The sequence below is a fragment of the Consotaella salsifontis genome, assembly GCF_900167365.1.
Lineage (GTDB): Bacteria > Pseudomonadota > Alphaproteobacteria > Rhizobiales > Rhizobiaceae > Consotaella > Consotaella salsifontis.
Genome location: NZ_FUXL01000005.1, coordinates 163,167 through 185,025, shown reverse-complemented (window position 1 = coordinate 185,025; position 21,859 = coordinate 163,167). Strand labels below are relative to the sequence as shown.

The window sequence follows — 21,859 nt, the reverse complement described above, 5'->3', positions numbered from 1 at the left end:
CGGGTGCCAAAACCCGATTCGGCTCGCTATAAGGCTTTCCAGACGCAGTGCTCCGGAAGAGGTCTATCATGGTGGCAGCCCGCATCGACGGCAAGGCAGCGGCGGCATCCGTCGTGGAGCGCGTGAAGGTGGAGGCGGCCCGCCTTTCCGAGGCGTCCGGCGTTCGGCCGGGGCTGGCGGTGATCCTGGTGGGCGAGGACGCGGCGAGCCAGGTCTATGTGGCGAACAAGGGCAAGATGGCCGAGAGCTGCGGCTTTCGCTCGCTCACCCATCGCCTGCCCGCCGAGACCAGCGAAGCCGATCTCATCGCGCTCATCGAAAAGCTCAACGCCGATCCGGCGATCCACGGCATCCTTCAGCAGCTTCCTCTGCCCGGTCCTCTCGACGCGCGGCGCGTCATCGCCGCCATCACGCCGGAAAAGGACGTGGACGGGCTCACGGTGATCAACGCCGGGCGGCTGGCCTCGGACGTTCTCGACGAGGTGCTGCTGCCCTGCACCCCGGCGGGCGCGATGCTCCTGGTGCGCCAGACGCTGGGCGACGACCTGTCGGGCAAGAGCGCCGTCGTCGTTGGGCGCTCGCAGCTCGTGGGCAAGCCCATGGCGCGTCTGCTCCTGGCGGCCAACGCGACCGTTACGGTCGCCCATTCACGCACCGCCGACCTTGCCGCCGTTTGCCGCAGCGCGGACATTCTGGTGGCCGCCGTCGGCCGGCCGCAGATGATCCGCGGCGACTGGGTGAAGGATGGAGCGGTGGTGATCGACGTCGGCATCAACCGCGTGCCGGCGCCCGAAAAAGGCGAGGGCAAGACACGGCTCGTCGGCGACGTCGCCTACGAAGAGGCGCTGGAGCACGCCGGCGCCATCACGCCGGTGCCAGGCGGCGTCGGCCCGATGACCATCGCCATGCTCATGGCCAACACGGTGATCGCCGCCTACCGGGCGGCGGGGCTTCCCGCGCCGACGTTCTGAACCTTCATCGGCATCACCGGAACGGCCGGGCCGGCATCATCATAGGCGGCCTGGGCCGCGACCACCTCGCCGATGTGGCTCTCGGCCCAGAGCCGCAGCGCCTCGATGGGCGAAATCAGCGTCCGGCCCAGCGGCGTCAGCGCGTACTCCACGGTGATCGGCGCCGTGGCAAAGACCGTGCGCTCGATCAGGCCGTCGCGCTGCAAGCCCTTCAGCGTCTGCGACAGCATCTTCTGCGACAGGCCCTCCACTTCGCGGCGCAGCTGGTTGAAGCGCTGCGGCCCTGACGCGAGCAGGCCGAGCAGCAGCACCGCCCACTTGTCGGCCAGGCGGTCGAGCACAAGGCGTGTCGGGCAGTTGGCGGCGTAGGGATTGGGGCGTTGTTCCATGGCGGTTTCTCATCGGGAACCAGGTGACGGATTCGTGCCTCCTTTACACGGCGGTGTCAATATATCATCTGGTACCCATCAGAAACTACCAGGAGCATACTCGATGAAAATCGCCTTGATCGGCGCCAGCGGCAATGTCGGCTCACGCATCGCCAAGGAGCTTTCGGACCGCGGCCATAGCGTCACCGCGATCGCGCGCAATCCCGAGAAGATTTCGGCGCTTCCGGGCGTGACGGCAGTGCGGGGCGATATCGCCGATCCGGCGGCGCTTGCGTCTCTCCTTTCCGGCCACGAGGCCGTCGTCAGCTCGGTGCGGTTCCAGGACCTCGACGCTGCGGCGCTGATCAAGATCGTGCGCGATTCGGGCGTTTCCCGCTTTCTCGTCGTAGGCGGCGCCGGCAGCCTCGAGGTCGCGCCGGGCGTGAAGCTGATCGACACGGCGGAATTTCCGGAAGCCTACAAGCCCGAGGCGTCCGGCGGTGTGCGGTTTCTCGACCTGCTGCGGCGCGAGGACGGTCTGGAATGGACGTTCCTTTCGCCGTCGGCGATGTTCGGGCCCGGCGAACGGACCCGCCGCTTCAGGATCGGCGGCGACACCCTTCTCACCGCACCCGACGGGCAGAGCCACATTTCCTATGAGGATTATGCCGTCGCTCTGGTCGACGAGCTCGAAAAGCCGGCTCATGTGCGCCAGCGTTTCACGGTGGGCTACTGATCCTTTCCCGACAAGAATGGCTGCCAGAAAAAGAAACGCCCGGTCGCAAGGCCGGGCGTTGATCATTTGAGGCGTTAAGGCAGCAGAGCCTCTATCAAGCCGCGCCGTTGCCGGTGTCGTTGCTGTTGGCGGGCTCCGCCGGGCTTTCGGCCTTGGGCTCTGCACCCGGCTTGGGGCCGCCCTTGGAAACGCCGACCATGGCGGGCCGAAGAACACGCTCGCCGATGGCATAGCCGGCCTGGACCACCTGAACCACTGTGCCGTTGGGCACCTCGGTGTTCGGTACCTCGAACATGGCCTGATGGAAATTGGGGTCGAAGCGCTGGCCTTCCGGCTCCAGCTTCCTGACGCCGTGCTTTTCCATGGTGGCGAGGAAGCCGCGCTCGGTCATCTCGACGCCCTCGACCAGGCTGTCGAGCCCGGCATTGCCGGCGTCGCGCGCCTCGGCCGGGATGGATTCGATGGCGCGGCGCAGATTGTCCGCGACCTGAAGCATGTCGCGGGCGAAGGAGGCCACGGCATATTGGCGCGAATCATGCAGCTCGCGAGCGGTGCGCCGGCGCAGATTCTCCATCTCGGCGGCGATGCGCAGCATCCGGTCCTTGATATCGGCATTCTCGGCCTCGAGCGCCGCGATGCGCTCGGCATCGGCGGCACCCGCCGCTTCCTGCGAGCCCCAGCCGCTAGCCTTGCCCCCGGTCGCCTGTTCGTTGCCGGGCGCCTCGGTGGCGCCGGCCTCGATCTCGTTCTCGGTGTTGGTCTTGTCGATGTCACTCATACGCCGATCGATCCCGTCTTCTCGTGCTTCGGCCAAGGTTCGGCGCTGCTCTTTGGCATGGCTCGCGGTTCTGCCGCGTCGCCTGCCGGCGGAGACAGGCCGGCACGCCCGCGCCGTTCAATTTCCCGTGCGGGATATCGAGACTTCGCCCCGGAAAATCAAGGCCGGACGGCAGCCGAACCCGGTTTCAGCAGTCGCGACACGAGACGCGCCGTGTAATCCACCATGGGCACAATGCGCCTATAGTTGAGCCGCGTTGGGCCGATGACGCCGACAGCGCCCACCACCTGTTCCGAGCTGTCGCGATAGGGCGCCACCACCAGGGAGGAGCCGGACAGCGAGAACAGCTTGTTTTCCGAGCCAATGAAAATCCTGACGCCGGAGCCGGTCTCGGCAAGCTCCAGCAGCTCGATGATGCCGCTCTTTGTCTCCAGGTCGTCGAAGAGCAGGCGCAGGCGCTCCAGATCGTCGCTCGCCGTCACGTTCTCCAGGAGATTGGCGCGGCCGCGCACGATGAGCCTCGGCGGCTGGTCCTTTTCCGCGCCGGACCATATGGCGAGCCCCTGCTCCACGAGGGCGCGGGAGAGCGCGTCGAGTTCGCCGGAAATAGCCTCCTTGGCGGCGCGCACGGCGTCGCTCGCTTCCGAAAGCGTACGCCCCACCACATGGGCGTTGAGGAAGTTCGCCGCCTCCACGAGCTGCGACGCCGTGACGCCCGCCGGCAGCTCGATCACCCGGTTTTCCACGTCGCCATTGGCGCCGACCAGAATGGCCAGAGCCTTGGTCGGCTCCAGTCGAATGAACTCGACATGCTTCAGGCGAAGGTCGGACTTCGATGTCAAAACCAGACCGGCGCCGCGCGAGAGGCCGGACAGAAGCTGGCTCGCCTCGGTCAAAAGCACGTCCACGCTGCGCGCCTCGCCCGTCACGCGGACCTTCTCCTGGATTTCCTCGCGCTCCTTCTGCGGCAGGTCTCCGACCTCCAGAAAGGCATCGACGAAGAAGCGCAAGCCCAGCTCCGTCGGCACGCGGCCGGCCGAGATGTGTGGCGAATAGATCAGCCCCAGCGCCTCAAGGTCGCTCATCACGTTGCGCACGGAGGCGGGCGAGAGCGAGGTCGTCAACAGGCGGGAGAGCGAGCGTGAACCCACGGGCTCGCCAAGCTCCAGATAGCTGTCGACGATGAGACGGAAGATTTCGCGAGACCGCTCGTCGAGCGGTCCCGAAAGATCCGCCATCGATCGCCTCAATTCACTCATGGCCTACCGATATTACACCCTGGTAAAACAACACTATAGGGAGCCTCGCGGTCGGCGCCAAGGGCGGCGCCGGGACAACGCGCAAGCGCTCGATTGCGCTCAGGTTTTCCCTGCCGCACCATTGCGGTACAAGCCGCAGCGATTCGCCTTGGCGGCCGGGCCGCCACCTTTGCAGCTCCTGATGAACCGGACCCCGATCATGCGACCCTCCAAACGCGCCAACGACGAGATGCGCTCTGTCAGCCTCGAACGCGGGGTCTCGCGCCACGCCGAGGGCTCCTGCCTCGTCAAGTTTGGCGACACCCACGTGCTTTGCCTCGCCAGCCTCGAGGAGCGGGTTCCGGGCTGGCTGCGCAATTCCGGGCGCGGCTGGGTGACGGCGGAATACGGCATGCTGCCGCGCGCCACGGGCGAGCGGATGCGCCGCGAGGCATCCAGCGGCAAGCAGTCGGGCCGCACGCTGGAGATCCAGCGCCTCATCGCCCGTTCGCTGCGCGCCGTGGTGGACCTCGAAGCGCTCGGCGAGCGCCAGATCACGGTGGATTGCGACGTCATCCAGGCAGACGGCGGCACCCGAACGGCTGCCATCACCGGTGCCTGGGTCGCGCTTCACGACTGTCTCGGCTGGATGGCCGACCGGGCGATGATCGACCGCAAGAAGGTGCTGAAGGATCATGTCGCGGCCGTCTCCTGCGGCATTCACGGTGGGACGCCGGTGCTCGACCTCGACTATCTCGAGGATTCGTCGGCGGGAACCGACGCCAACTTCGTCATCACCGGCTCGGGCGGTCTCGTGGAGATCCAGGGCACGGCCGAGGGCGCGCCCTTTTCCGAGGAGGAGTTTTTGAACCTCCTTTCGCTCGCCCGGCGCGGCGTCACCAGCCTGATCGATCTTCAGAAGAAGGCGGTGGCGCGATGAGCGGCGCGAACTTCGACATTGGCGGTGGGCCGTTGCTGGTCGCCAGCCACAACCAGGGCAAGATCCGCGAATTCCGCGAGCTTCTGGCGCCTTTCGGCATCGCCGTGACCTCGGCCGCCGAAAAGGGCCTGCCGGAGCCCGAGGAAACGGGCTCGACCTTCGAGGAGAACGCGCGGATCAAGGCGCTGGCGGCGGCGACCGCCTCGGGCCTTCTCGCACTTTCCGACGATTCCGGCCTTTGCGTCGACGCACTCGACGGCGCTCCGGGCATCCATTCGGCGCGCTGGGCGGGAGAGGGGCGCGATTTCGCCCTTGCCATGCGCAACATCGAGGAGAAGCTTCAGGCGGCCGGCGCGACGACGCCGGACAGCCGCACGGGCCGCTTCGTCGCCGTGCTCTGCCTCGCCATGCCCGACGGCGCGACGCGCGAGTTTCGCGGCGAGGTGGAGGGAACGCTGGTCTGGCCGCCGCGCGGCACGCTCGGCTTCGGCTACGATCCCATGTTCCTTCCCGAGGGGTTCACCGAGACGTTCGGCGAGATGAGCTCGGAGGCCAAGCATGGCTGGAAGCCGGGCGATCCTGATGCGCTGTCGCATCGCGCCCGCGCCTTCAAGCGCTTCGCCGAAGAAGCGCTGACACCGAAATGAACGCCTTGAGCGCCGAGGTTCACCGCTTCCTTCCCACGACGCCGGCCGATCCGGGCTTCGGCGTCTATGTCCACTGGCCGTTCTGTGCGGCCAAATGCCCCTATTGCGACTTCAACAGCCATGTTCGCCATCAGGCGATAGACCAGGAGCGCTTCGCCCGTGCCTTCGCCCGGGAGATCGCGGTCATGGCGGGGCGCTCGCGTGGGCTGACCGTCACGTCGATCTTCCTGGGCGGCGGTACCCCCTCGCTCATGGAGCCGGCGACCGTCGGCGCCATCCTGGACGCCATCGCCGCCAACTGGACCGTGGCTCCCGGCGCCGAGGTGACGATGGAGGCCAACCCCTCCAGCGTCGAGGCCGAGCGCTTCCTCGGCTATCGGGCGGCGGGAGTGAACCGGCTGTCGCTTGGTGTCCAGGCGCTGAACGACGAGGACCTGCGCGGGCTGGGGCGGCTTCACGACGTTGCCCAGGCACTGAAGGCGATCGAACTCGCGCGCTCGACCTTTCCCCGCCTTTCCTTTGACCTCATCTATGCCCGTCCGGGGCAGAGCGTGGCGTCGTGGGAGGCGGAGCTGGCGCGCGCCATCGATCTCGCCGCCGATCACCTCTCGCTCTACCAGCTCACCATCGAGCACGGCACGCCGTTCTATGCGCTTCACAAGGCCGGCAAGCTGAAGGTGCCCGACGGCGAGCTTTCAGCCGATCTCTACGAAGCGACGCAGTCCGTCACGCGAACGGCGGGGCTTCCGGCCTACGAGATTTCCAACCACGCCGTGCCGGGTGCCGAATCGCGCCATAACCTCACCTATTGGCGTTATGGCCTCTATGCCGGCGTCGGGCCGGGCGCTCACGGCCGGCTGATGGGGCGCCTCGGTCGCCACGCCGTCGCCACCGAGCCCAATCCCGAGCGCTGGCTGCAAATGGTCGAGGACTGGGAAACCGGCACGACGATCGACGACGCTCTGTCGCATCAGGAGGAGGCGGACGAACTCCTGCTGATGGGGCTTCGCCTGACCGAGGGTGTCGACCTCAAGCGGTGGCGGCAGGTTTCCGGGCGCGATATCGACCCGACCGTGGAGGCCGACCTTGTCGCCCAGGGCATGGTCGAGCGCCTGTCGCCCGACCGCATCCGGGCGACGCCCGCCGGCATGCTGGTTCTCGATGCCGTGGTCGCCGACCTCGCATGACGCTTTTCGTCTATACGGCAGCCGCGCTCGCCGAGATCGGCGGCTGCTTCGCCTTCTGGTCCTGGCTGCGCCTCGGCCGCTCCGCGCTTTGGCTGGCGCTGGGACTTCCGAGCCTCGCGCTTTTCGCGATTCTGCTGGCGCAGAGCCCTGCGGCACAGGCCGGACGGGCCTATGCGGCCTATGGCGGCGTCTATATCCTGGCCTCGCTCGCCTGGCTGTGGGCGGTGGAAGGCGCGCGGCCAGACCGATACGATGTCCTCGGCGCGATGGTCTGCCTGCTCGGTGCCGCCATTATTCTTTGGGCGCCCCGGCCGGCTTGAAAGGAGAAGCGTCATGGATGAGGCGGAGGCGGGCAGCTTCAAGATCCGCGATGCGCGATTTGCCGCCACAAAGCCCGAACCAGGGCTCTATCTGGTGGCGACGCCCATCGGCAACCTTTCCGACATCACTTTGCGAGCCCTTCAGATCATCGCCGGCGCCGACCGGCTGGTGTGCGAGGACACACGCGTCACCGCCAAGCTTCTCGCCCGCTTCGGCATCGAGCGCCGCATGAGCCCCTATCACGAACACAACGCCGCGCGGGCCGGCGAGGCTTTGATCGAAGCCCTGGAGCGCGGCGAAAGCATTGCCCTGGTTTCGGACGCGGGAACGCCGCTTGTCTCCGATCCTGGCGAGCGCCTGGCGAAGGCGGCGATCGAGCGCGGAATCCCGGTCTTCCCCGTGCCCGGTGCTTCTGCGGCGCTTGCGGCGCTCCTCGTCTCCGGTCTTCCGGCCGAGAGCTTCTTCTTTGCCGGCTTTCTTCCGCCGAAGGAAGCGGCGCGGCGGACGCGCCTGGAGGAGCTTTGCCGGATTCCCGCGACGCTTCTCTTGTACGAGGCGCCGCATCGCATCGCCGAGAGCCTCGCAGATATGGCGCGGGTGCTGGGGGACGAGCGTCGGGCGAGCGTGTGCCGCGAACTCACCAAGGCCCATGAGACTGTCTATCGGGGGGAGCTGTCGGCGCTCGCCGGCGAGTTCTCCGCGATGGAGAGCATCAAGGGCGAGATCGTCGTGGTCGTTGCGCCGCCGGCGGCCGAGGCGGCGGCGAGCGCCGAGGACGCCGACGCCATTCTCGCCGGCCTGCTTGCCGAGATGAAGCCGACCAAGGCGGCGCAGGAGGCGGCGCGCCTGACGGGTCTCTCGCGCCGGGACCTCTATGCCCGGGCATTGGCGATGAAAAGCGAGAGCTGAGCCATGTCGACGGAGGCGCGTCGGCTGGCTCATGCGCGCGGGCACCGGAGCGAGTGGCTCGCCGCCTGGGCCTTGCGGCTCAAGGGCTTCCATATCGTCGAACGGCGCTACCGCACCCGGCTCGGCGAGATCGACCTCATCGCCCGTCGCGGCGATCTTGTCGCCATCGTCGAGGTTAAGGCGCGCGGCAGCCTAGAAGCCGCGATGGAGGCGGTCGGACCGGTTGCCCAGCGGCGCATCGAGGCGGCGGCCGACCTTTGGCTGGCGCGCCAAAAGGACTACGGCCGGCTGTCGCTGCGCTTCGACATCGTCGCCGTTCTTCCCCGGCGTTGGCCGATCCATATCAGGGATGCCTGGCGCGCCAGGGGATGATCCCGTATTTGTCATAGCGCATCCGCTCGTTTCCCGGTGCCTGCCGCGCTAGCTTCGATGCCCGTCCCCCAGGAAAGGAACTTGCCGTCATGCATCTTCGCGCGTCAGGCTGGGTCTTCTTGCTTCTTGCGACTGTTGCGGCGGCGCCGGCGCTGGCCGCGGCGGGACCGTTGGCACCGCCCGCCGGGCTGCGCATCGAGCAGCATCTCGTCCATTCGGCGATCATGGGGCGCGACTACCGTCTTTATGTTGCCTTGCCGACCGCGCCGCCGCCGGCGGCCGGCTACCGCGTGATCTATCTCCTCGACGGCAACATCACCTTCCCCATGGCGATGGCGACCCTTGCCAAGGAGGAAAAGACCCACCGCGAACTCACGCAGGAGGTCGTGGTTGGCGTCGGATACGATATCGATGGCGAATACGACCCGGCCCGCAATTACGATCTGACACCGCCGGTGCCGGGGCGCACCGTCGATCGCGACGGCGAGCCGATCGGCGGCGCCGATAAGTTTCTGCGTGCGATCGAGACGGAGATGAAACCCCTGATCGAAAAGGACGCGCCGATCGACCACGCGCACCAGACGCTCTTCGGCCATTCCTATGGCGGGCTTTTCGCGTTGCACGTGCTCTATTCGCAGCCGCAGGATTTTTCGGCCTATGTCGCGGCGAGCCCGTCGCTGCGCTTCGGCGACAGCATCCTCGACAAGGAGGAGAAGTCCTTCTCGGCCGGGATGCTGTCCGAGCGAATCGGCGTCCTTCTCATGGCGGCGGAATACGAGCAGGTGTTGAGCCCGGACGAAGCGGGAACGCCGGGGGCGAGCGAGCGGGCGAAGAAGCTGGCCGAGCGACGCTTTGTCGATCGGGTGCGCGAACTCGCCGAACGGCTCGACCGCCTGCCCACTGTGACTGCCCGCTTTCATCGCAACGATGGCGCCAACCACCCTTCCGAACTTCCGGCCTCGGTGGAGCGCGCCCTGCGCTTTGCCGCCGAACCGCCAAAGTCGGGCAGCTGATCCGGCGAGGGTCAGCCGGCGCGCTGCATCAGCTCGATGCGGTTGCCGAAGGGGTCGGAAACGTAGCGGCGCTCGAAGCCTTCGAGCGACTGGTCCTCCATGACCGTAAAGCCTGCGCGCTCGATCCGCGTGACGAGGGCGAAAAGATCGTCGACGAGAAGCGCGGGGTGGGCTTTGCGGGCAGGGCGGAAATCCGTCTCGACGCCGAGATGCAGCCGCGTTTCGCCAGCCGCGAACCAACAGCCGCCGCGCCGAGCGAGATGCTCGGGCTTTGTCTCCTCGCCAAGGCCGAGGAGACCAGCATAGAAGGCCCGCGCTTCCGCCTCGCGCCCTTCCGGCATGGCAAGCTGGACATGGTGCAGGGCAAGAATGGTCATTCGGCCATCTCCGACATGATGGTTGGCGAAGCCGTACCATATAGGTGGAGCCGCCGCAGGGATCGCTCATCGATGCCGCGAGGGAGAAAAGAGCATGCTGATCGCCTTTTCCGGATTGCCCGGTACGGGCAAGTCCACCATCTCCAGGGCTCTTGCCCGCGGGATCGGGGCGGCCTGGCTCAGGATCGATTCCATCGAGCAGGCGATCCGCGACGCCGACGTGGTGACGGGTTCGCTGAACGATGCCGGCTACCGTGCCGCCGGCAGCGTTGCCGAGGACAATCTTCGCCTCGGGCTGACGGTCGTCGCCGATTGCGTGAACCCGTGGATGGAAACGCGGAACTACTGGCGATCGCTCGCCCTTGATGCCGGCGTCGGCGTCCTCGAGGTGGAGATCGTCTGTTCGGACAGGGCCGAGCATCGACGACGGGTCGAGAAGCGACGCGGCGAGGTTCCGGGACTTTGCCTGCCGAGCTGGTCCGATGTCTTGGCGCGGGACTATCGTCCGTGGGAGAGGCCCTGCCTTGTGGTCGACACGGCGCGACGCGATATCACCGGCTGTGTTGCGGCGATCCGGGCCGAGCTTCCCTGACCAGGCGGTCTCGCGCAGGGCGCACGTTGCCATTGTCCCACCGACGCGCTACCGCCTTCGGCCAAAGTCAATCACGGAGCCTTCATCATGGCGCTGAAAGTTGCGGTCCAGATGGACCATGTCTCCTCGATCACCATCAAGGGCGATTCGACTTTCGCCATCTCGATGGAGGCGCAGGCGCGCGGGCACGAGCTCTTCCACTATACGCCCGAGCGGCTTTCACTGCGCGACGGCAAGGTGACGGCACGGGCCGAGCCGATGATCCTGCGCGAGGAGGAGGGCAACCACTTCACCCTCGGGCCATCCGAAAAGATCGACCTTTCGACCATGGACGTCGTCCTTCTGCGCCAGGACCCGCCCTTCGACATGGCCTACATCACCTCGACGCATATTCTCGACCGCATTCATCCGAAGACGCTGGTGGTCAACGATCCGACCTCGGTGCGCAACGCGCCGGAAAAGATCTTCGTCACCGAGTATGCCGACCTCATGCCGGAAACGCTGATCACCAAGGACCCGCTGGAGGTGGCGGCGTTCCGCGAGGAATTCGGCGAGATCGTCATGAAGCCGCTCTACGGCAATGGCGGGGCGGGGGTGTTCCACATCACCCGCGAGGATCGCAACCTAACCTCGTTCCTGGAAACCTTCGCGCTGCTCTTTCGCGAGCCCTTCATTGTCCAGCGCTATCTGAAGGACGTGCGCAAGGGCGACAAGCGCATCATCCTCATCGACGGCGAGTTCGCCGGCGCCATCAACCGGGTGCCCTCGGAAACCGATTCCCGCTCCAACATGCATGTCGGCGGGCGCGCCGAGCCGACGGAGCTGACGGCGCGCGAGCGCGAGATCTGCGAGCGCATCGGGCCGGAACTGAGGAAGCGCGGCCTTCTCTTCGTCGGCATCGACGTCATCGGCGACTATCTCACCGAAATCAACGTCACCTCGCCGACCGGCATCCGCGAGGTCAAGCGCTTCGGCGGTACGGACATCGCAGTTCTGCTTTGGGACGCGATCGAAAGGAAGGTCGGGCGCTGATTTCCCTTGCGGGAACGAATCGCGCTGCTGCGCGATTACCCCCATGTCTTGGAAGGGATGTGGGTCCGTCAGGGAACAAACTCGATGATGAAAAAAGCTATCGCGGCCATCATGCTCGCGGGCGCTTTCATGGTGCCGACCGCCGCTCTCGCGGCGGCGAGCGCCATCGCCACCGCCGACGTCAATTTGCGAGCCGGGCCGTCGACGCGCTATCCGGTGATCACCGTGGTCGGCAACAGGGACAATGTGCGCGTCTACGGGTGCCTGTCCAACCGGTCGTGGTGCGACATCGGCTATCGCGGCAATCGCGGCTGGATGTCGTCTAACTATCTTGCCTATCTCGAGGGCGGCCGGCGCATCTCCGGGCCGTCAGTGGTGCCGATGATCGGCGCGCCGATTATCGGCTTTTCGGTCGGCAACTACTGGGATCGTCATTATCGCAACCGATCCTTCTATCGCCATCGCGACCGCTGGTATGGCCGGCACTTCGACCGGCCTCGCCATCACCGTCCGCGGTGGCACGGACGCCCGCATCGCCCGCCGCATCATTTCCGCGACCGGCCTCGCCCAGGGCCCTTCATGCCGCATCGGCCCTACCGGAACTATTGATGGAATGAGGAGGAGAGTGGCCGCGCCACCTCTTCCAGCTCGATCAGCGTACCGTGAAAATCCTTCGGATGCAGAAACAGGACCGGCAGCCCATGGGCGCCGGTCCTTGGCTCTCCAAGGACGCGAGCGCCCTTCGCCACCAGTTGGTCGCTGGCCGCGATAATGTCGTCCACCTCATAGCAGACATGGTGCATGCCGCCCGACGGGTTGCGCTCCAGAAAGCCCAGGATGGGCGAGCCGTCACCCAATGGTGCCATCAGCTCGATCTTGGTGTTGGGCAACGTCACGAAGACGACGCTGACCCCATGTTCGGGAAGATCCGTCACCGCCGAGACCTCAGCTCCCAGTGTCTCCGAGTAGAGTCGGCTGGCGGCGCGAAGGTCCGGCACGGCGATGGCGACATGGTTGAGCCGTCCGATCATCTCGTCCTCACTGATATTCGCTCGGATGCTTCTGCCGATAGCCGAGATGGGCCGACAAGTGGTCTAGAACGGCAAGGGCGGCGTCCGTGACCGGCGTTCCCGGCGGAAAGATCGCGGCGACTCCGGCGTCGTAGAGCGCCTGATAGTCTTGGGGCGGGATGACACCGCCGACAATGATGAGAATGTCGCCGCGCCCCGCCCTTTCCAACTCGGCCTTGAGCTCCGGCACCAGGGACAGATGGCCGGCGGCGAGCGACGAGACCCCGACGGCATGGACGTTCTTTTCGATCGCGAGTGCGGCCGTCTCCGTGGGCGTTGCGAAAAGCGGGCCGATTTCCACCTGGAAGCCGAGATCGGCAAAGCCCGAGGCGATGACCTTCTGGCCGCGATCGTGCCCGTCCTGACCCATCTTGGCGACGAGAATGCGCGGCGGGGCGCCGTCCTCGGCGGCAAAGTCGGCAACAAGGGCGCTGGCGCGCTCCAGGCGCACCGGGTCGTCGAAGCTTTCCTTGTAGACACCCGAATTGATGTGGATCGCCGCGCTGTGACGGGCGAACGCCTTCTCCATGGCGTCCGATATCTCGCCGACCGTCGCCTTGGCGCGGGCGGCATCGACGGCGAGAGCGAGGAGGTTGCCGGCGCCGCTGGCTGCGGCCTTGGAAAGCGCGTCGAGTGCGGCCTCCACCTCGCTTGCCGAGCGCTCGGCGCGCAGGCGCTGGAGCTTTTCGATCTGGCGGGCGCGCACCGCGCCATTGTCCACCTTGAGCACATCGACTGGCTGCTCGTCCGCCACGCGGTAGCGGTTGACCCCCACCACGACCTGCTCGCCGGCGTCGATGCGCGCTTGGGTGCGGGCCGCCGCCTCCTCGATCCGCAGCTTGGGAATGCCTGCCTCGATGGCCTTCGCCATGCCGCCGAGCGCCTCCACCTCGGCGATGTGCGCCTCCGCCCTCTCGATGAGGTCGGCGGTCAGGCGCTCGACGAAATAGGAGCCGCCCCACGGATCGACGATGCGGCTGGTGCCCGCCTCCTGCTGAAGAAAGAGCTGCGTGTTGCGGGCGATGCGCGCCGAAAAGTCGGTGGGCAGTGCCAGCGCCTCGTCAAAGGCGTTGGTGTGGAGCGACTGGGTTCCGCCTTGCGTCGCAGCCATCGCCTCGATCGCCGTGCGAGCGACGTTGTTGAAAACGTCCTGTGCGGTCAGCGACCAGCCGGAGGTCTGGCAATGGGTGCGAAGCGCCAGCGACTTCGGGTTCTTCGGCGAAAAATCGGCGACGAGACGCGACCAGATGAGCCGAGCCGCGCGCATCTTGGCGATCTCCATGAAGAAGTTCATGCCGATCGCCCAGAAGAAGGAGAGGCGGGGTGCGAAAGCGTCGATATCGAGCCCCGCGCCGGTGCCGACTCGCAAATATTCGAGGCCGTCGGCGAGCGTATAGGCGAGCTCGAGATCCGCCGTCGCGCCGGCTTCCTGCATGTGATAGCCGGAGATCGAGATCGAGTTGAACTTCGGCATCTTTTCGGAGGTATAGGCGAAGATGTCCGAGATGATGCGCATCGAAGGGGCGGGCGGATAGATATACGTGTTGCGGACCATGAACTCCTTCAGAATGTCGTTCTGAATGGTCCCTGAGAGCTTTTCGGGCGGCACGCCCTGCTCCTCTCCCGCGACGATGAAGAGCGCGAGGATCGGCAGAACGGCGCCGTTCATGGTCATCGATACGCTCATCCGATCCAGCGGAATGCCGGAAAACAGCGTGCGCATGTCGTAGATCGAATCGATCGCGACGCCCGCCATGCCGACATCGCCGGCCACGCGCGGATGGTCGCTGTCGTAGCCGCGATGGGTGGCAAGGTCGAAGGCGACCGAAAGGCCCATCTGGCCCGCCGCGAGATTGCGCCGATAGAAGGCGTTGGAATCCTCGGCCGTCGAGAAACCCGCATATTGCCGGATGGTCCAGGGCTGGGTCACGTACATGGTGGGATAGGGCCCGCGCAGATAGGGCGCGATGCCGGGAAAGGTGTCGACGAAGGCAAGCCCCTTTCGGTCCTCCTCGCCATAGAGGCGCTTCACCGCGATCCCCTCCGGCGTCCTCCAGCTTTCGCCGGTGACAACGGGTATCTCGGCAGGGACCCCCTGGCGAGGACGGTGCGAGAAGTCCGGAATTTGGGTCATGAACCAACTCCGATCCGTTCGTGGAGGCGGGAGAGGAGGGCGACCGCGTCGAGGCCGGCGTGGAGCAACTCGTCCAAAGAGGCCGCACCCAAATGCTCCTGATGAACCTTGGGCGGGGCGACGGCGAGAAGGAGGCCGCAGCCCTTTTCCCGCAGCGCGCGCGCGACATCCGTGGCGAGGGTGCCGCTGGCATAGTCGGCATCGGACGCGCAAAGGCATGCGCCGTCGGCGCCGCTTGCGGCGAATCCAGCCACCACGGCCTCGGCATCGTCATGTCCGGCCTCGCCGACAAGTCGGATGCCGCCCGCCGCCAACAGGGCAGCGGCAAAATTCGCCCGCGCGGTAAAATCGGCTGGACGGCCAATCGCGGCGAGGAAAATGGTCGGCTCCCGCCCGGTCCTCTGCCGGAAGCGGTCCGCCCTATCGCGCAGCCGCTCGAAAGGCTCGGCCAGACGATGCGGCCGCATCGCCAATTCGCTCGCTTCTTCGGGCGAGGGCTCCGGCGGGGCAGGGGCGAGGACGGCGACCGCTGTTTCGTCCAGCAGCGGAAAGACGCTGGTTCCGACCAGCGGCTGGGTTCGAGTGGCGATGGCCTTCTCGCGCCGCGCGCGTGTCGCGGCGACGCGCACCTGCCAAGCTCCGGTTTTCAGCATCGCGGCCATTCCCCCCGATGCCTCGATCTCCTGGAAGAGCGTCCATGCCTTGTCGCAGAGCTCGTCCGTCAGCGCCTCGATACCACCCGCCCCCCCGGCGGGGTCGGCAACGCGCCAGAGCTGGCTCTCGTCCCGCAGGATGATCTGGATGTTGCGCGCCGTGCGGCGGGCGAAGGGATCGGCGAGGCCGAGCGGCGCCGTGTGGGGCAGGACAGCCACGGCATCGGCCCCGCCGAAAGCGGCCGCGGCGGCCGCCATCGTGTTGCGCAGGAGGTTGACCCACGGGTCCCTGCGGCTGGTCATGCGCCAGGCTGTCTCGGCATCGAGCCGGACGGAACGCGGCGCCAGACCGCATGCCGCCTCGATCTCTGCCCAGAGCAGGCGCAGCGCCCGGAACTTCGCGGTAGCGAGGAACTGGTCGGCGTCGGCCACCAGCAGGAAGCCAAGCCTTTGGCGTGCCACCTCCAGCTCGAGCCCCGCGCTTTCGAGGGCTCTGAGGTGGGAAAGGGCGGTGGCGAGGACGGCCGCCAACTCCTCGGCCTCGCTGGCGCCGGCCTCATGATGAACGCGGCCATCGGCGCGCAGAATGGGCGAATCGAGGCCGAGCGCCTTCAGGCCCGCCACATGGCGGCCGAGGTCCGCCGAAGGGATGAGCGCTTCTTCCCGGCCGCTCCGGGCAAAATCGCCAATGGGATCAAGGCCGAGATCGAGATCGATCCCGGCGCCGCCGCCCGGATGGCGCGCCAGCAACCGGTGGATGATGGCGAACATTTCCCTGGCGAAGCCCGGAGGCAAATCGAGGCGGAGCGGAAGGCGTGTCAGGTCGATCTGCTCGAGGATGGCGGCGAGGTGGTCGGATGGAAGGCCGAAGCCTCGCGCCGAGATTGAGCCGCGAAGGGCGAGCGAGATGCCGCCCGCCCCGCCATTTCTGGCTTCCAGCACAGCCGCCAGCGCCGCTGCGGTATCGGGATGATCGACAATCTCGACGACACGCCACGGGCCGGTCCGGCGCGGCAGGGCGCGGCGGCTCGGTTCGGCCTTGTCGTAGAGCGGCTGGATGGCGATGCCGTCGGCGGTTTGTGAGACAAGGCTTTCGAAAGATCGGCCCTTGAGCGCCGTCTCGACCAGCCGGCGCCATTCGGCCTGGGCTTCTTCGGCGTTGATTGCGGCAGAATGTTCCGTCATGGCCCTTCTCCCTCGTCTTGTCCGTCCGAGCGAGTCGCTCAAGCGAATTCGAGGATCACCGCATCGACAGCGAGGCTGTCGCCCTCCTTGGCGCAGATCTTGGCGACCTTGCCGTCGAATTCGGCGCGAAGCTGGTTTTCCATCTTCATCGCCTCGACCACGGCCAGCGGATCGCCGATCTTCACCTCCTCGCCCTCCGCAACGCTCAGCACGCGCAAGAGCCCCGGCATCGGGCAGAGCAACTGCTTCGACGAGCCGCCCTTCGCCTTCTGCGGCATGAGGGCGAAAAGCTCGGCCTCACGCGGGGAAAAGACACGGGCGTCGATCCGCGTGCCGGCATGGGAGAGAAGGGCGCCATTGAGAAGAGGCTCGACGCCCACCACCACAGGCTGCCCCTCAATGAAGCCCCGCCACACGGGGCTCCCCGGCATCCAGCTCGACTCGACGTGATAGACGCGTCCGCCCGCCGCCGTGACGATCAGCGCGCCCTCCAGCGTCTCGCGGCCGATGGCGAAGGGATAGGGCGTGCGGCCCAGCATGGCGATGCGCTCGTTGTCGAACTCCACCGCCCGGTGAGGGAATATCTGACCGGAAATGCCGCGCCTCCGCTCCTGCATCACATGGTCCATGAACAGGGCGGCGAGGGCGATCGTCGTCGCCGTCTCGCCCTCGGGCTCACGCGGCTGGAAGCCGTCCGGAAACTCCTCGGCGATGAAGCCCGTCGACAGCTCGCCCGCCTGAAAGCGCGGATGGGCCATGATGGCGGAAAGGAAAAGCGTGTTGTGGCGAATGCCCCGAATGACGAAGCCGTCGAGCGCGCTCGCCTGCGCCTCAATGGCGCTTTCCCGAGTCGGCCCATGGGTGACGAGCTTGGCGATCATCGGGTCGTAATGGATGGAGATTTCCGAGCCCTCGGCGACGCCGGTGTCGTTGCGCACCGTGACGTCGTATTCCGTGCCCTCGCGCGGCGCCTCGTAGGTGACGAGACGGCCGATGGAAGGCAGGAAGCCGCGCATCGGGTCCTCGGCGTAGATGCGGCTTTCCACCGCCCAGCCTTTCAGCCTGATGTCTTTCTGGGCGAAGGGCAGGGGTTCGCCGGCGGCGATGCGGATCATCTGCTCGACGAGATCGATGCCGGTGACGCACTCGGTCACGGGGTGTTCGACCTGAAGGCGGGTGTTCATCTCCAGGAAGAAGAAGCTCTTGTCCTGGCCGGCGACGAACTCCACCGTGCCGGCGCTGTCGTAGCCGCAGGCGCGGGCGAGCGCGACGGCCTGCTCGCCCATGGCGCGCCGTGTCTCCTCGTCGAGCAGCGGCGAGGGCGCCTCCTCGATGACCTTCTGGTTGCGGCGCTGGATGGAGCATTCGCGCTCGCCGAGATAGACGACGTTGCCGTGCTTGTCGCCGAGCACCTGAATCTCGACATGGCGCGGGTTGACGATGAACTTCTCGACGAAGACGCGGTCGTCGCCGAAGGAGGACGAGGCCTCGGATTTGGCGCGGGCAAACCCTTGCAGGACTTCCTGGCGGTCATGGGCGATACGCATGCCCTTGCCGCCGCCGCCGGCCGACGCCTTGATGATCACCGGATAGCCGATGTCGTCGGCGATCCTCGCCGCCTCCTCCGCGCTCTCGATGACGCCGAGAAAGCCGGGAACGGTGGAAACTCGCGCCGCGTTGGCGAACTTCTTCGACTGGATCTTGTCGCCCATCGCCTCGATGGCATGCGCGTTGGGGCCGATGAAGACGATGCCCTCGGCCTCCAGCGCCCTGGCGAAGGCGGCCCGCTCGGAGAGGAAGCCGTAGCCGGGATGGACCGCCTCGGCGCCGGTCGCCTTGCAGGCCGCGACGATCTTTTCGATCACCAGATAGGACTGGGCGGCGGGCGCCGGCCCGATGGCGAACGCCTCGTCGGCCATTTCGACGAAGAGCGCGTCCTTGTCGGCGTCGGAATGGACCGCGACCGTGGCGATGCCCATCTTCTTCGCCGTCTTGATGATCCGGCAGGCGATCTCGCCACGGTTGGCGATCAGGATCTTCTTGAACACCGGTGGGCCCTCACAGCGGAATGTTGTCGTGCTTGCGCCAAGGGCGCTCGGCCTTCTTCTCGGCGAGCATGGCGAGCGCCCGGGCGACGAGGCGGCGCGTTGTGCGGGGCATGATGACCTCGTCGATATAGCCGCGCTCGGCGGCGACGAAGGGCGACAGGAAGCGCTCCTCGTACTCCCTCGTCTTCTCCGCGATCTTGTCCGGATCGCCGGCGTCCTGGCGGAAGATGATCTCCACCGCGCCCTTGGCGCCCATGACCGCGATCTGCGCCGTTGGCCAGGCATAGTTGAAGTCGGCGCCGATATGCTTTGACGCCATGACGTCATAGGCGCCGCCGAAGGCCTTTCGGGTGATGACGGTGATCAGCGGCACCGTCGCCTGGCTATAGGCGAAGAGAAGCTTGGCGCCGTGCTTGATGAGCCCGCCATATTCCTGGTCGGTGCCGGGTAGGAAGCCGGGCACGTCGACGAAGGTCAGGATCGGGATTTCGAAGCTGTCGCAGAAGCGCACGAAACGGGCCGCCTTGCGCGAGGCGTCGGCGTCGAGCACGCCGGCGAGCACCAGCGGCTGGTTGGCGACGACGCCCACCGTTCGCCCGTCCATGCGGATGAAGCCGGTGACGACGTTTCTGGCGAAGTCCTGCTGAATCTCGAAGAAGTCGCCCTCGTCGGCGACCTTCACCACCAGCTCCTTGACGTCGTAGGGCTTGTTGGCGCTGTCGGGCACCAGCGTGTCGAGCGAGCCGTCGACGCGGTCGACCGGATCGCGCGTCGGCCAGGCCGGAACGCCGCTCTGGTTGTTGGAGGGCAGGAAGTCGATGAGGCGGCGCACCTGGAGCAGCGCCTCCACGTCGTTATCCCAGGCACCGTCGGCGATCGATGACTTGGTGGTGTGGACCCGCGCCCCGCCCAGCTCCTCGGCCGTCACCACCTCGTTCGTCACCGTCTTCACCACGTCCGGGCCGGTGACGAACATGTAGCTCGTGTCGCGGACCATGAAGATGAAGTCGGTCATCGCCGGGGAATAGACGTCGCCGCCGGCGCAGGGGCCCATGATCACCGAGATCTGCGGGATGATGCCCGAGGCGTCGACATTGCGCTTGAACACCTCACCATAGCCGCCGAGCGCGGCGACGCCCTCCTGGATTCTGGCGCCACCGGCGTCGAACAGGCCGATGATCGGCGCGCGCATCCTCAGCGCCATGTCCTGGACCTTGACGATCTTCCTGGCGTGCGTCTCGGAGAGCGAGCCGCCGAAGACGGTGAAGTCCTTGGAGAAGACGAAGACGGTGCGGCCATTGACCGTGCCCCAGCCGGTGACGACGCCGTCCCCCGGTATCTTCTGCTTCTCCATCCCGAAGTCGATCGAACGATGCTCGACGAACATGTCGAGTTCCTCGAACGAGCCGGGATCGAGCAGAAGCTCGATCCTCTCGCGCGCCGTCAGCTTGCCCTTGCCGTGCTGGGCTTCGATCCGGCTGATGCCGCCACCGAGCCGCGCCCGACCTCGGCGCTCGTCGAGCTTTTCCAGAACGTCGCGCACGCATTCGTCCTCCCCGATGCGCGCGTGTCGCGAGACCGCGCGGCTCTCCTCAACTCCCAGATGGAAGAGGTAGCGGCCGGGCTGTTTCCCGACAAGGCGATTCGTGCCAATCTGCGAAAGAGGAAACTTGGCAAATTCACATGAAGCGAAAACTCTTCGCCGGCGATACCATCCGCGTTCTGCGCGAGGGCAGGGGCTGGACCCAGGGCGAGCTGGCGCGGCGGATCGGCGTTTCGCCCAGCTATATGAGCCAGATCGAGGCGAACCAGCGCTCGCTCTCCGGCACGACCGTCGTCGAGCTCGCCCGCGTTCTGCGAGTGAACGTCGCAACTTTTTCCGACAATGATTCGGACCGGCTGGTGGCGACGCTGCGCGAGCTTCTCGGCGATCCCGCCTTCGGCAACACGGACGTTTCGCTTCGCGAGCTGAAGGCGCTGGCTCTGCATGCGCCGCGTGTCGGTCGCGCCCTCGTCGACCTCTACAGCCTCTACCACCGGCTCGACGAAAAGCACCGCACGCTGGAGGAGGCGCTCCAAGCGTCGGACGGTTCTGCCGGCGGGATGGTGCAGCGCTCACCCTTCGACGAGGTTCGGGACTTCTTCCACTTCATCGGCAACTATGTCGATCCGCTGGACCTCGCCGCCGAGGATCTCGCGCGGCGCTGGAGCGGCCAGCCCGGCGCCGTCGCCCGGCATCTGGAAAGCGAACTCTCGAGCCGGCATCGCCTGACCGTCGAATGCGAGATGCCGCCGCCCCGCGCCCACTTCATCAGCCGCATCGACAAGGTGCGTGGCCGCCTGGTCCTGAATGCCGCGCTGCCGCTGGCGACGCGCACCTTCGCCATGGCGCGCCATCTGGCGCTGCTCTCCTTCGGCGAGGAAATCGCGGCAGTCGTCGCGGGCGGTGCCTTCCGCGCTCCCGACGCCGCCAAGCTCTGCGAGGCGGCGCTCGCGAACTATTTCGCCGGCGCGCTGCTGATGCCCTATGGGCGCTTTCTGGAGGAGGCTCGCCAAGCCCGCCACGACGTCGAGCGCCTTGCCGCCGGCTTCGAGGTCAGCCTCGAACAGGTGTGCCACCGCCTCTCGACGTTACAGCGGCCGGGGCACGAGGGCATTCCGATTTATTTCCTGCGGGTCGACCGCGCCGGCACCATCACCAAGCGCCACAGCGCGACGCGTTTCCACTTCGCGCGATACGGCGGCGCCTGCCCGATCTGGAACATCCATGAGGCCTTCGAGACGGCAGACCGCTTTCTCACCCAGGTCGCCGAAATGCCGGATGGCGTGCGCTATCTTTCGATGGCGCGGGCGCTGGTGAAGGGCGAGGCGCGCCATGATGCGCTGAGGCTGCGCTATGCCATCGGCTTCGGCTGCGAGATGACCTACGCCAGCGAATTCGTCTATTCGGACGGCATCGACCTCAGGAACCCGGCTCCCATCGTCAGGATCGGCGTCTCCTGCCGACTGTGTGAACGGCCGGATTGTCATCAGCGCGCCGTGCCGCCCGCCGACCACCGCATCCTCGTCGATCCCGCCCATCGCGACATCGTGCCTTATCGGGTCGATTAGGCGGCGGGGCGCGACCTCGACGTTGCATTGTCCTATGCGTCGTCGCGACCCGCCGAACAGCGAGGCATCGCGGAGCGTCGAACCAACCCAAGATTGCTCGTCGTTGCGTCGCTTTCAACGAGAATTAGATTAGTTGCATAAAGCGCCCGATTCGGCCCTTTTTGTTCTGATAATGTT

The 21,859-nt window shown here is 66.5% G+C and carries 22 protein-coding genes; 13 read left to right on the top strand and 9 right to left on the bottom strand.

The window, feature by feature from the left end; translation table 11 throughout:
• The first annotated feature begins 71 nt into the window (after positions 1 to 71).
• On the top strand, positions 72 to 971 hold the full coding sequence (folD, locus tag B5D38_RS09005) for a bifunctional methylenetetrahydrofolate dehydrogenase/methenyltetrahydrofolate cyclohydrolase FolD (RefSeq protein WP_116002641.1): 900 nt from the start codon (positions 72 to 74) through the stop codon (positions 969 to 971).
• On the opposite strand, the gene B5D38_RS09000 is transcribed toward folD, so the two are convergent.
• Complete coding sequence (locus B5D38_RS09000; protein ID WP_116002620.1) at positions 935 to 1,360, bottom strand: winged helix-turn-helix transcriptional regulator; 426 nt, start codon at positions 1,358 to 1,360, stop codon at positions 935 to 937. The genes folD and B5D38_RS09000 overlap by 37 nt on opposite strands.
• Before the next feature lie 103 nt (positions 1,361 to 1,463).
• On the opposite strand from B5D38_RS09000, the gene B5D38_RS08995 reads away from it, so the two are divergent.
• Positions 1,464 to 2,075 carry an NAD(P)-dependent oxidoreductase gene (locus tag B5D38_RS08995; RefSeq protein WP_078708078.1) on the top strand — a complete coding sequence of 204 codons (612 nt, stop codon included), beginning with the start codon at positions 1,464 to 1,466 and terminating at the stop codon, positions 2,073 to 2,075.
• 94 nt (positions 2,076 to 2,169) lie between these two features.
• Here the strand turns inward: B5D38_RS08995 and grpE are convergent, their stop codons facing one another.
• Positions 2,170 to 2,853, bottom strand: a complete 684-nt coding sequence (gene grpE, locus B5D38_RS08990) for a nucleotide exchange factor GrpE (RefSeq protein WP_078708077.1) — start codon at positions 2,851 to 2,853, stop codon at positions 2,170 to 2,172.
• Positions 2,854 to 3,011: 158 nt separating this feature from the next.
• Positions 3,012 to 4,091 carry a heat-inducible transcriptional repressor HrcA gene (hrcA, locus tag B5D38_RS08985; protein WP_425349322.1) on the bottom strand — a complete coding sequence of 360 codons (1,080 nt, stop codon included), beginning with the start codon at positions 4,089 to 4,091 and terminating at the stop codon, positions 3,012 to 3,014.
• 220 nt (positions 4,092 to 4,311) lie between these two features.
• Between hrcA and rph the strand changes: the two genes are divergently transcribed.
• The 7 genes from rph to B5D38_RS08955 all read left to right on the top strand — a co-directional run bounded on the left by rph (position 4,312) and on the right by B5D38_RS08955 (position 9,480).
• Entirely contained in the window at positions 4,312 to 5,031 is a 720-nt protein-coding gene (gene rph, locus B5D38_RS08980) for a ribonuclease PH (RefSeq protein ID WP_078708075.1), read from the top strand.
• The gene (gene rdgB / locus B5D38_RS08975) at positions 5,028 to 5,678 is read left to right on the top strand and encodes an RdgB/HAM1 family non-canonical purine NTP pyrophosphatase (protein ID WP_078708074.1); all 651 of its coding nucleotides are present in this window, start codon (positions 5,028 to 5,030) and stop codon (positions 5,676 to 5,678) included. The genes rph and rdgB overlap by 4 nt, the downstream gene beginning before the upstream one ends.
• Positions 5,675 to 6,865, top strand: coding sequence for a radical SAM family heme chaperone HemW (hemW, locus tag B5D38_RS08970; RefSeq protein WP_078708073.1), 1,191 nt, complete (start codon positions 5,675 to 5,677; stop codon positions 6,863 to 6,865). Before rdgB ends, hemW begins: the two co-directional genes overlap by 4 nt.
• Positions 6,862 to 7,185, top strand: coding sequence for a YnfA family protein (locus B5D38_RS08965; RefSeq protein ID WP_078708072.1), 324 nt, complete (start codon positions 6,862 to 6,864; stop codon positions 7,183 to 7,185). The genes hemW and B5D38_RS08965 overlap by 4 nt, the downstream gene beginning before the upstream one ends.
• 13 nt (positions 7,186 to 7,198) lie before the next feature.
• Positions 7,199 to 8,095, top strand: a complete 897-nt coding sequence (gene rsmI, locus B5D38_RS08960; RefSeq protein ID WP_116002619.1) for a 16S rRNA (cytidine(1402)-2'-O)-methyltransferase — start codon at positions 7,199 to 7,201, stop codon at positions 8,093 to 8,095.
• Between the two features lie 3 nt (positions 8,096 to 8,098).
• Complete coding sequence (locus tag B5D38_RS21840; protein WP_116002618.1) at positions 8,099 to 8,467, top strand: YraN family protein; 369 nt, start codon at positions 8,099 to 8,101, stop codon at positions 8,465 to 8,467.
• 89 nt (positions 8,468 to 8,556) lie between these two features.
• Positions 8,557 to 9,480, top strand: coding sequence for an alpha/beta hydrolase (locus B5D38_RS08955; RefSeq protein ID WP_078708071.1), 924 nt, complete (start codon positions 8,557 to 8,559; stop codon positions 9,478 to 9,480).
• An 11-nt stretch (positions 9,481 to 9,491) separates the two neighbouring features.
• Here the strand turns inward: B5D38_RS08955 and B5D38_RS08950 are convergent, their stop codons facing one another.
• The gene (locus tag B5D38_RS08950; RefSeq protein ID WP_078708070.1) at positions 9,492 to 9,857 is read right to left on the bottom strand and encodes a VOC family protein; all 366 of its coding nucleotides are present in this window, start codon (positions 9,855 to 9,857) and stop codon (positions 9,492 to 9,494) included.
• Between the two features lie 94 nt (positions 9,858 to 9,951).
• Here B5D38_RS08950 and B5D38_RS08945 point away from each other — a divergent pair, with 94 nt between their 5' ends.
• The 3 genes from B5D38_RS08945 to B5D38_RS08935 all read left to right on the top strand — a co-directional run bounded on the left by B5D38_RS08945 (position 9,952) and on the right by B5D38_RS08935 (position 12,090).
• Positions 9,952 to 10,449 carry a P-loop nucleotide/nucleoside kinase family protein gene (locus tag B5D38_RS08945; RefSeq protein ID WP_078708069.1) on the top strand — a complete coding sequence of 166 codons (498 nt, stop codon included), beginning with the start codon at positions 9,952 to 9,954 and terminating at the stop codon, positions 10,447 to 10,449.
• Positions 10,450 to 10,536: 87 nt separating this feature from the next.
• Positions 10,537 to 11,481: a glutathione synthase gene (gene gshB / locus B5D38_RS08940; RefSeq protein ID WP_078708068.1), complete on the top strand. Its 945-nt coding sequence runs from the start codon at positions 10,537 to 10,539 to the stop codon at positions 11,479 to 11,481.
• Positions 11,482 to 11,565: 84 nt separating this feature from the next.
• Positions 11,566 to 12,090, top strand: a complete 525-nt coding sequence (locus B5D38_RS08935; protein ID WP_165690817.1) for an SH3 domain-containing protein — start codon at positions 11,566 to 11,568, stop codon at positions 12,088 to 12,090.
• Here the strand turns inward: B5D38_RS08935 and mce are convergent.
• From mce to B5D38_RS08910, 5 genes are read right to left on the bottom strand one after another with little or no spacing between them, the layout of a single operon-like run.
• Positions 12,084 to 12,512 (bottom strand): methylmalonyl-CoA epimerase, encoded by a 429-nt coding sequence (mce, locus tag B5D38_RS08930; protein WP_078708066.1) that lies wholly within the window; start codon positions 12,510 to 12,512, stop codon positions 12,084 to 12,086. The genes B5D38_RS08935 and mce overlap by 7 nt on opposite strands.
• 7 nt (positions 12,513 to 12,519) lie before the next feature.
• Positions 12,520 to 14,685, bottom strand: coding sequence for a methylmalonyl-CoA mutase (gene scpA, locus B5D38_RS08925; RefSeq protein ID WP_078708065.1), 2,166 nt, complete (start codon positions 14,683 to 14,685; stop codon positions 12,520 to 12,522).
• Positions 14,682 to 16,523: a methylmalonyl-CoA mutase family protein gene (locus tag B5D38_RS08920; RefSeq protein WP_078708064.1), complete on the bottom strand. Its 1,842-nt coding sequence runs from the start codon at positions 16,521 to 16,523 to the stop codon at positions 14,682 to 14,684. Before B5D38_RS08920 ends, scpA begins: the two co-directional genes overlap by 4 nt.
• Before the next feature lie 38 nt (positions 16,524 to 16,561).
• A complete protein-coding gene (locus B5D38_RS08915; protein ID WP_078708063.1) occupies positions 16,562 to 18,571 on the bottom strand; it encodes an acetyl-CoA carboxylase biotin carboxylase subunit in 2,010 nt (669 codons plus the stop codon).
• 10 nt (positions 18,572 to 18,581) lie between these two features.
• On the bottom strand, positions 18,582 to 20,114 hold the full coding sequence (locus B5D38_RS08910; RefSeq protein WP_078708062.1) for an acyl-CoA carboxylase subunit beta: 1,533 nt from the start codon (positions 20,112 to 20,114) through the stop codon (positions 18,582 to 18,584).
• Positions 20,115 to 20,254: 140 nt separating this feature from the next.
• Between B5D38_RS08910 and B5D38_RS08905 the strand changes: the two genes are divergently transcribed.
• Positions 20,255 to 21,682 (top strand): helix-turn-helix domain-containing protein, encoded by a 1,428-nt coding sequence (locus B5D38_RS08905; RefSeq protein ID WP_078708061.1) that lies wholly within the window; start codon positions 20,255 to 20,257, stop codon positions 21,680 to 21,682.
• Positions 21,683 to 21,859 lie beyond the last annotated feature (177 nt).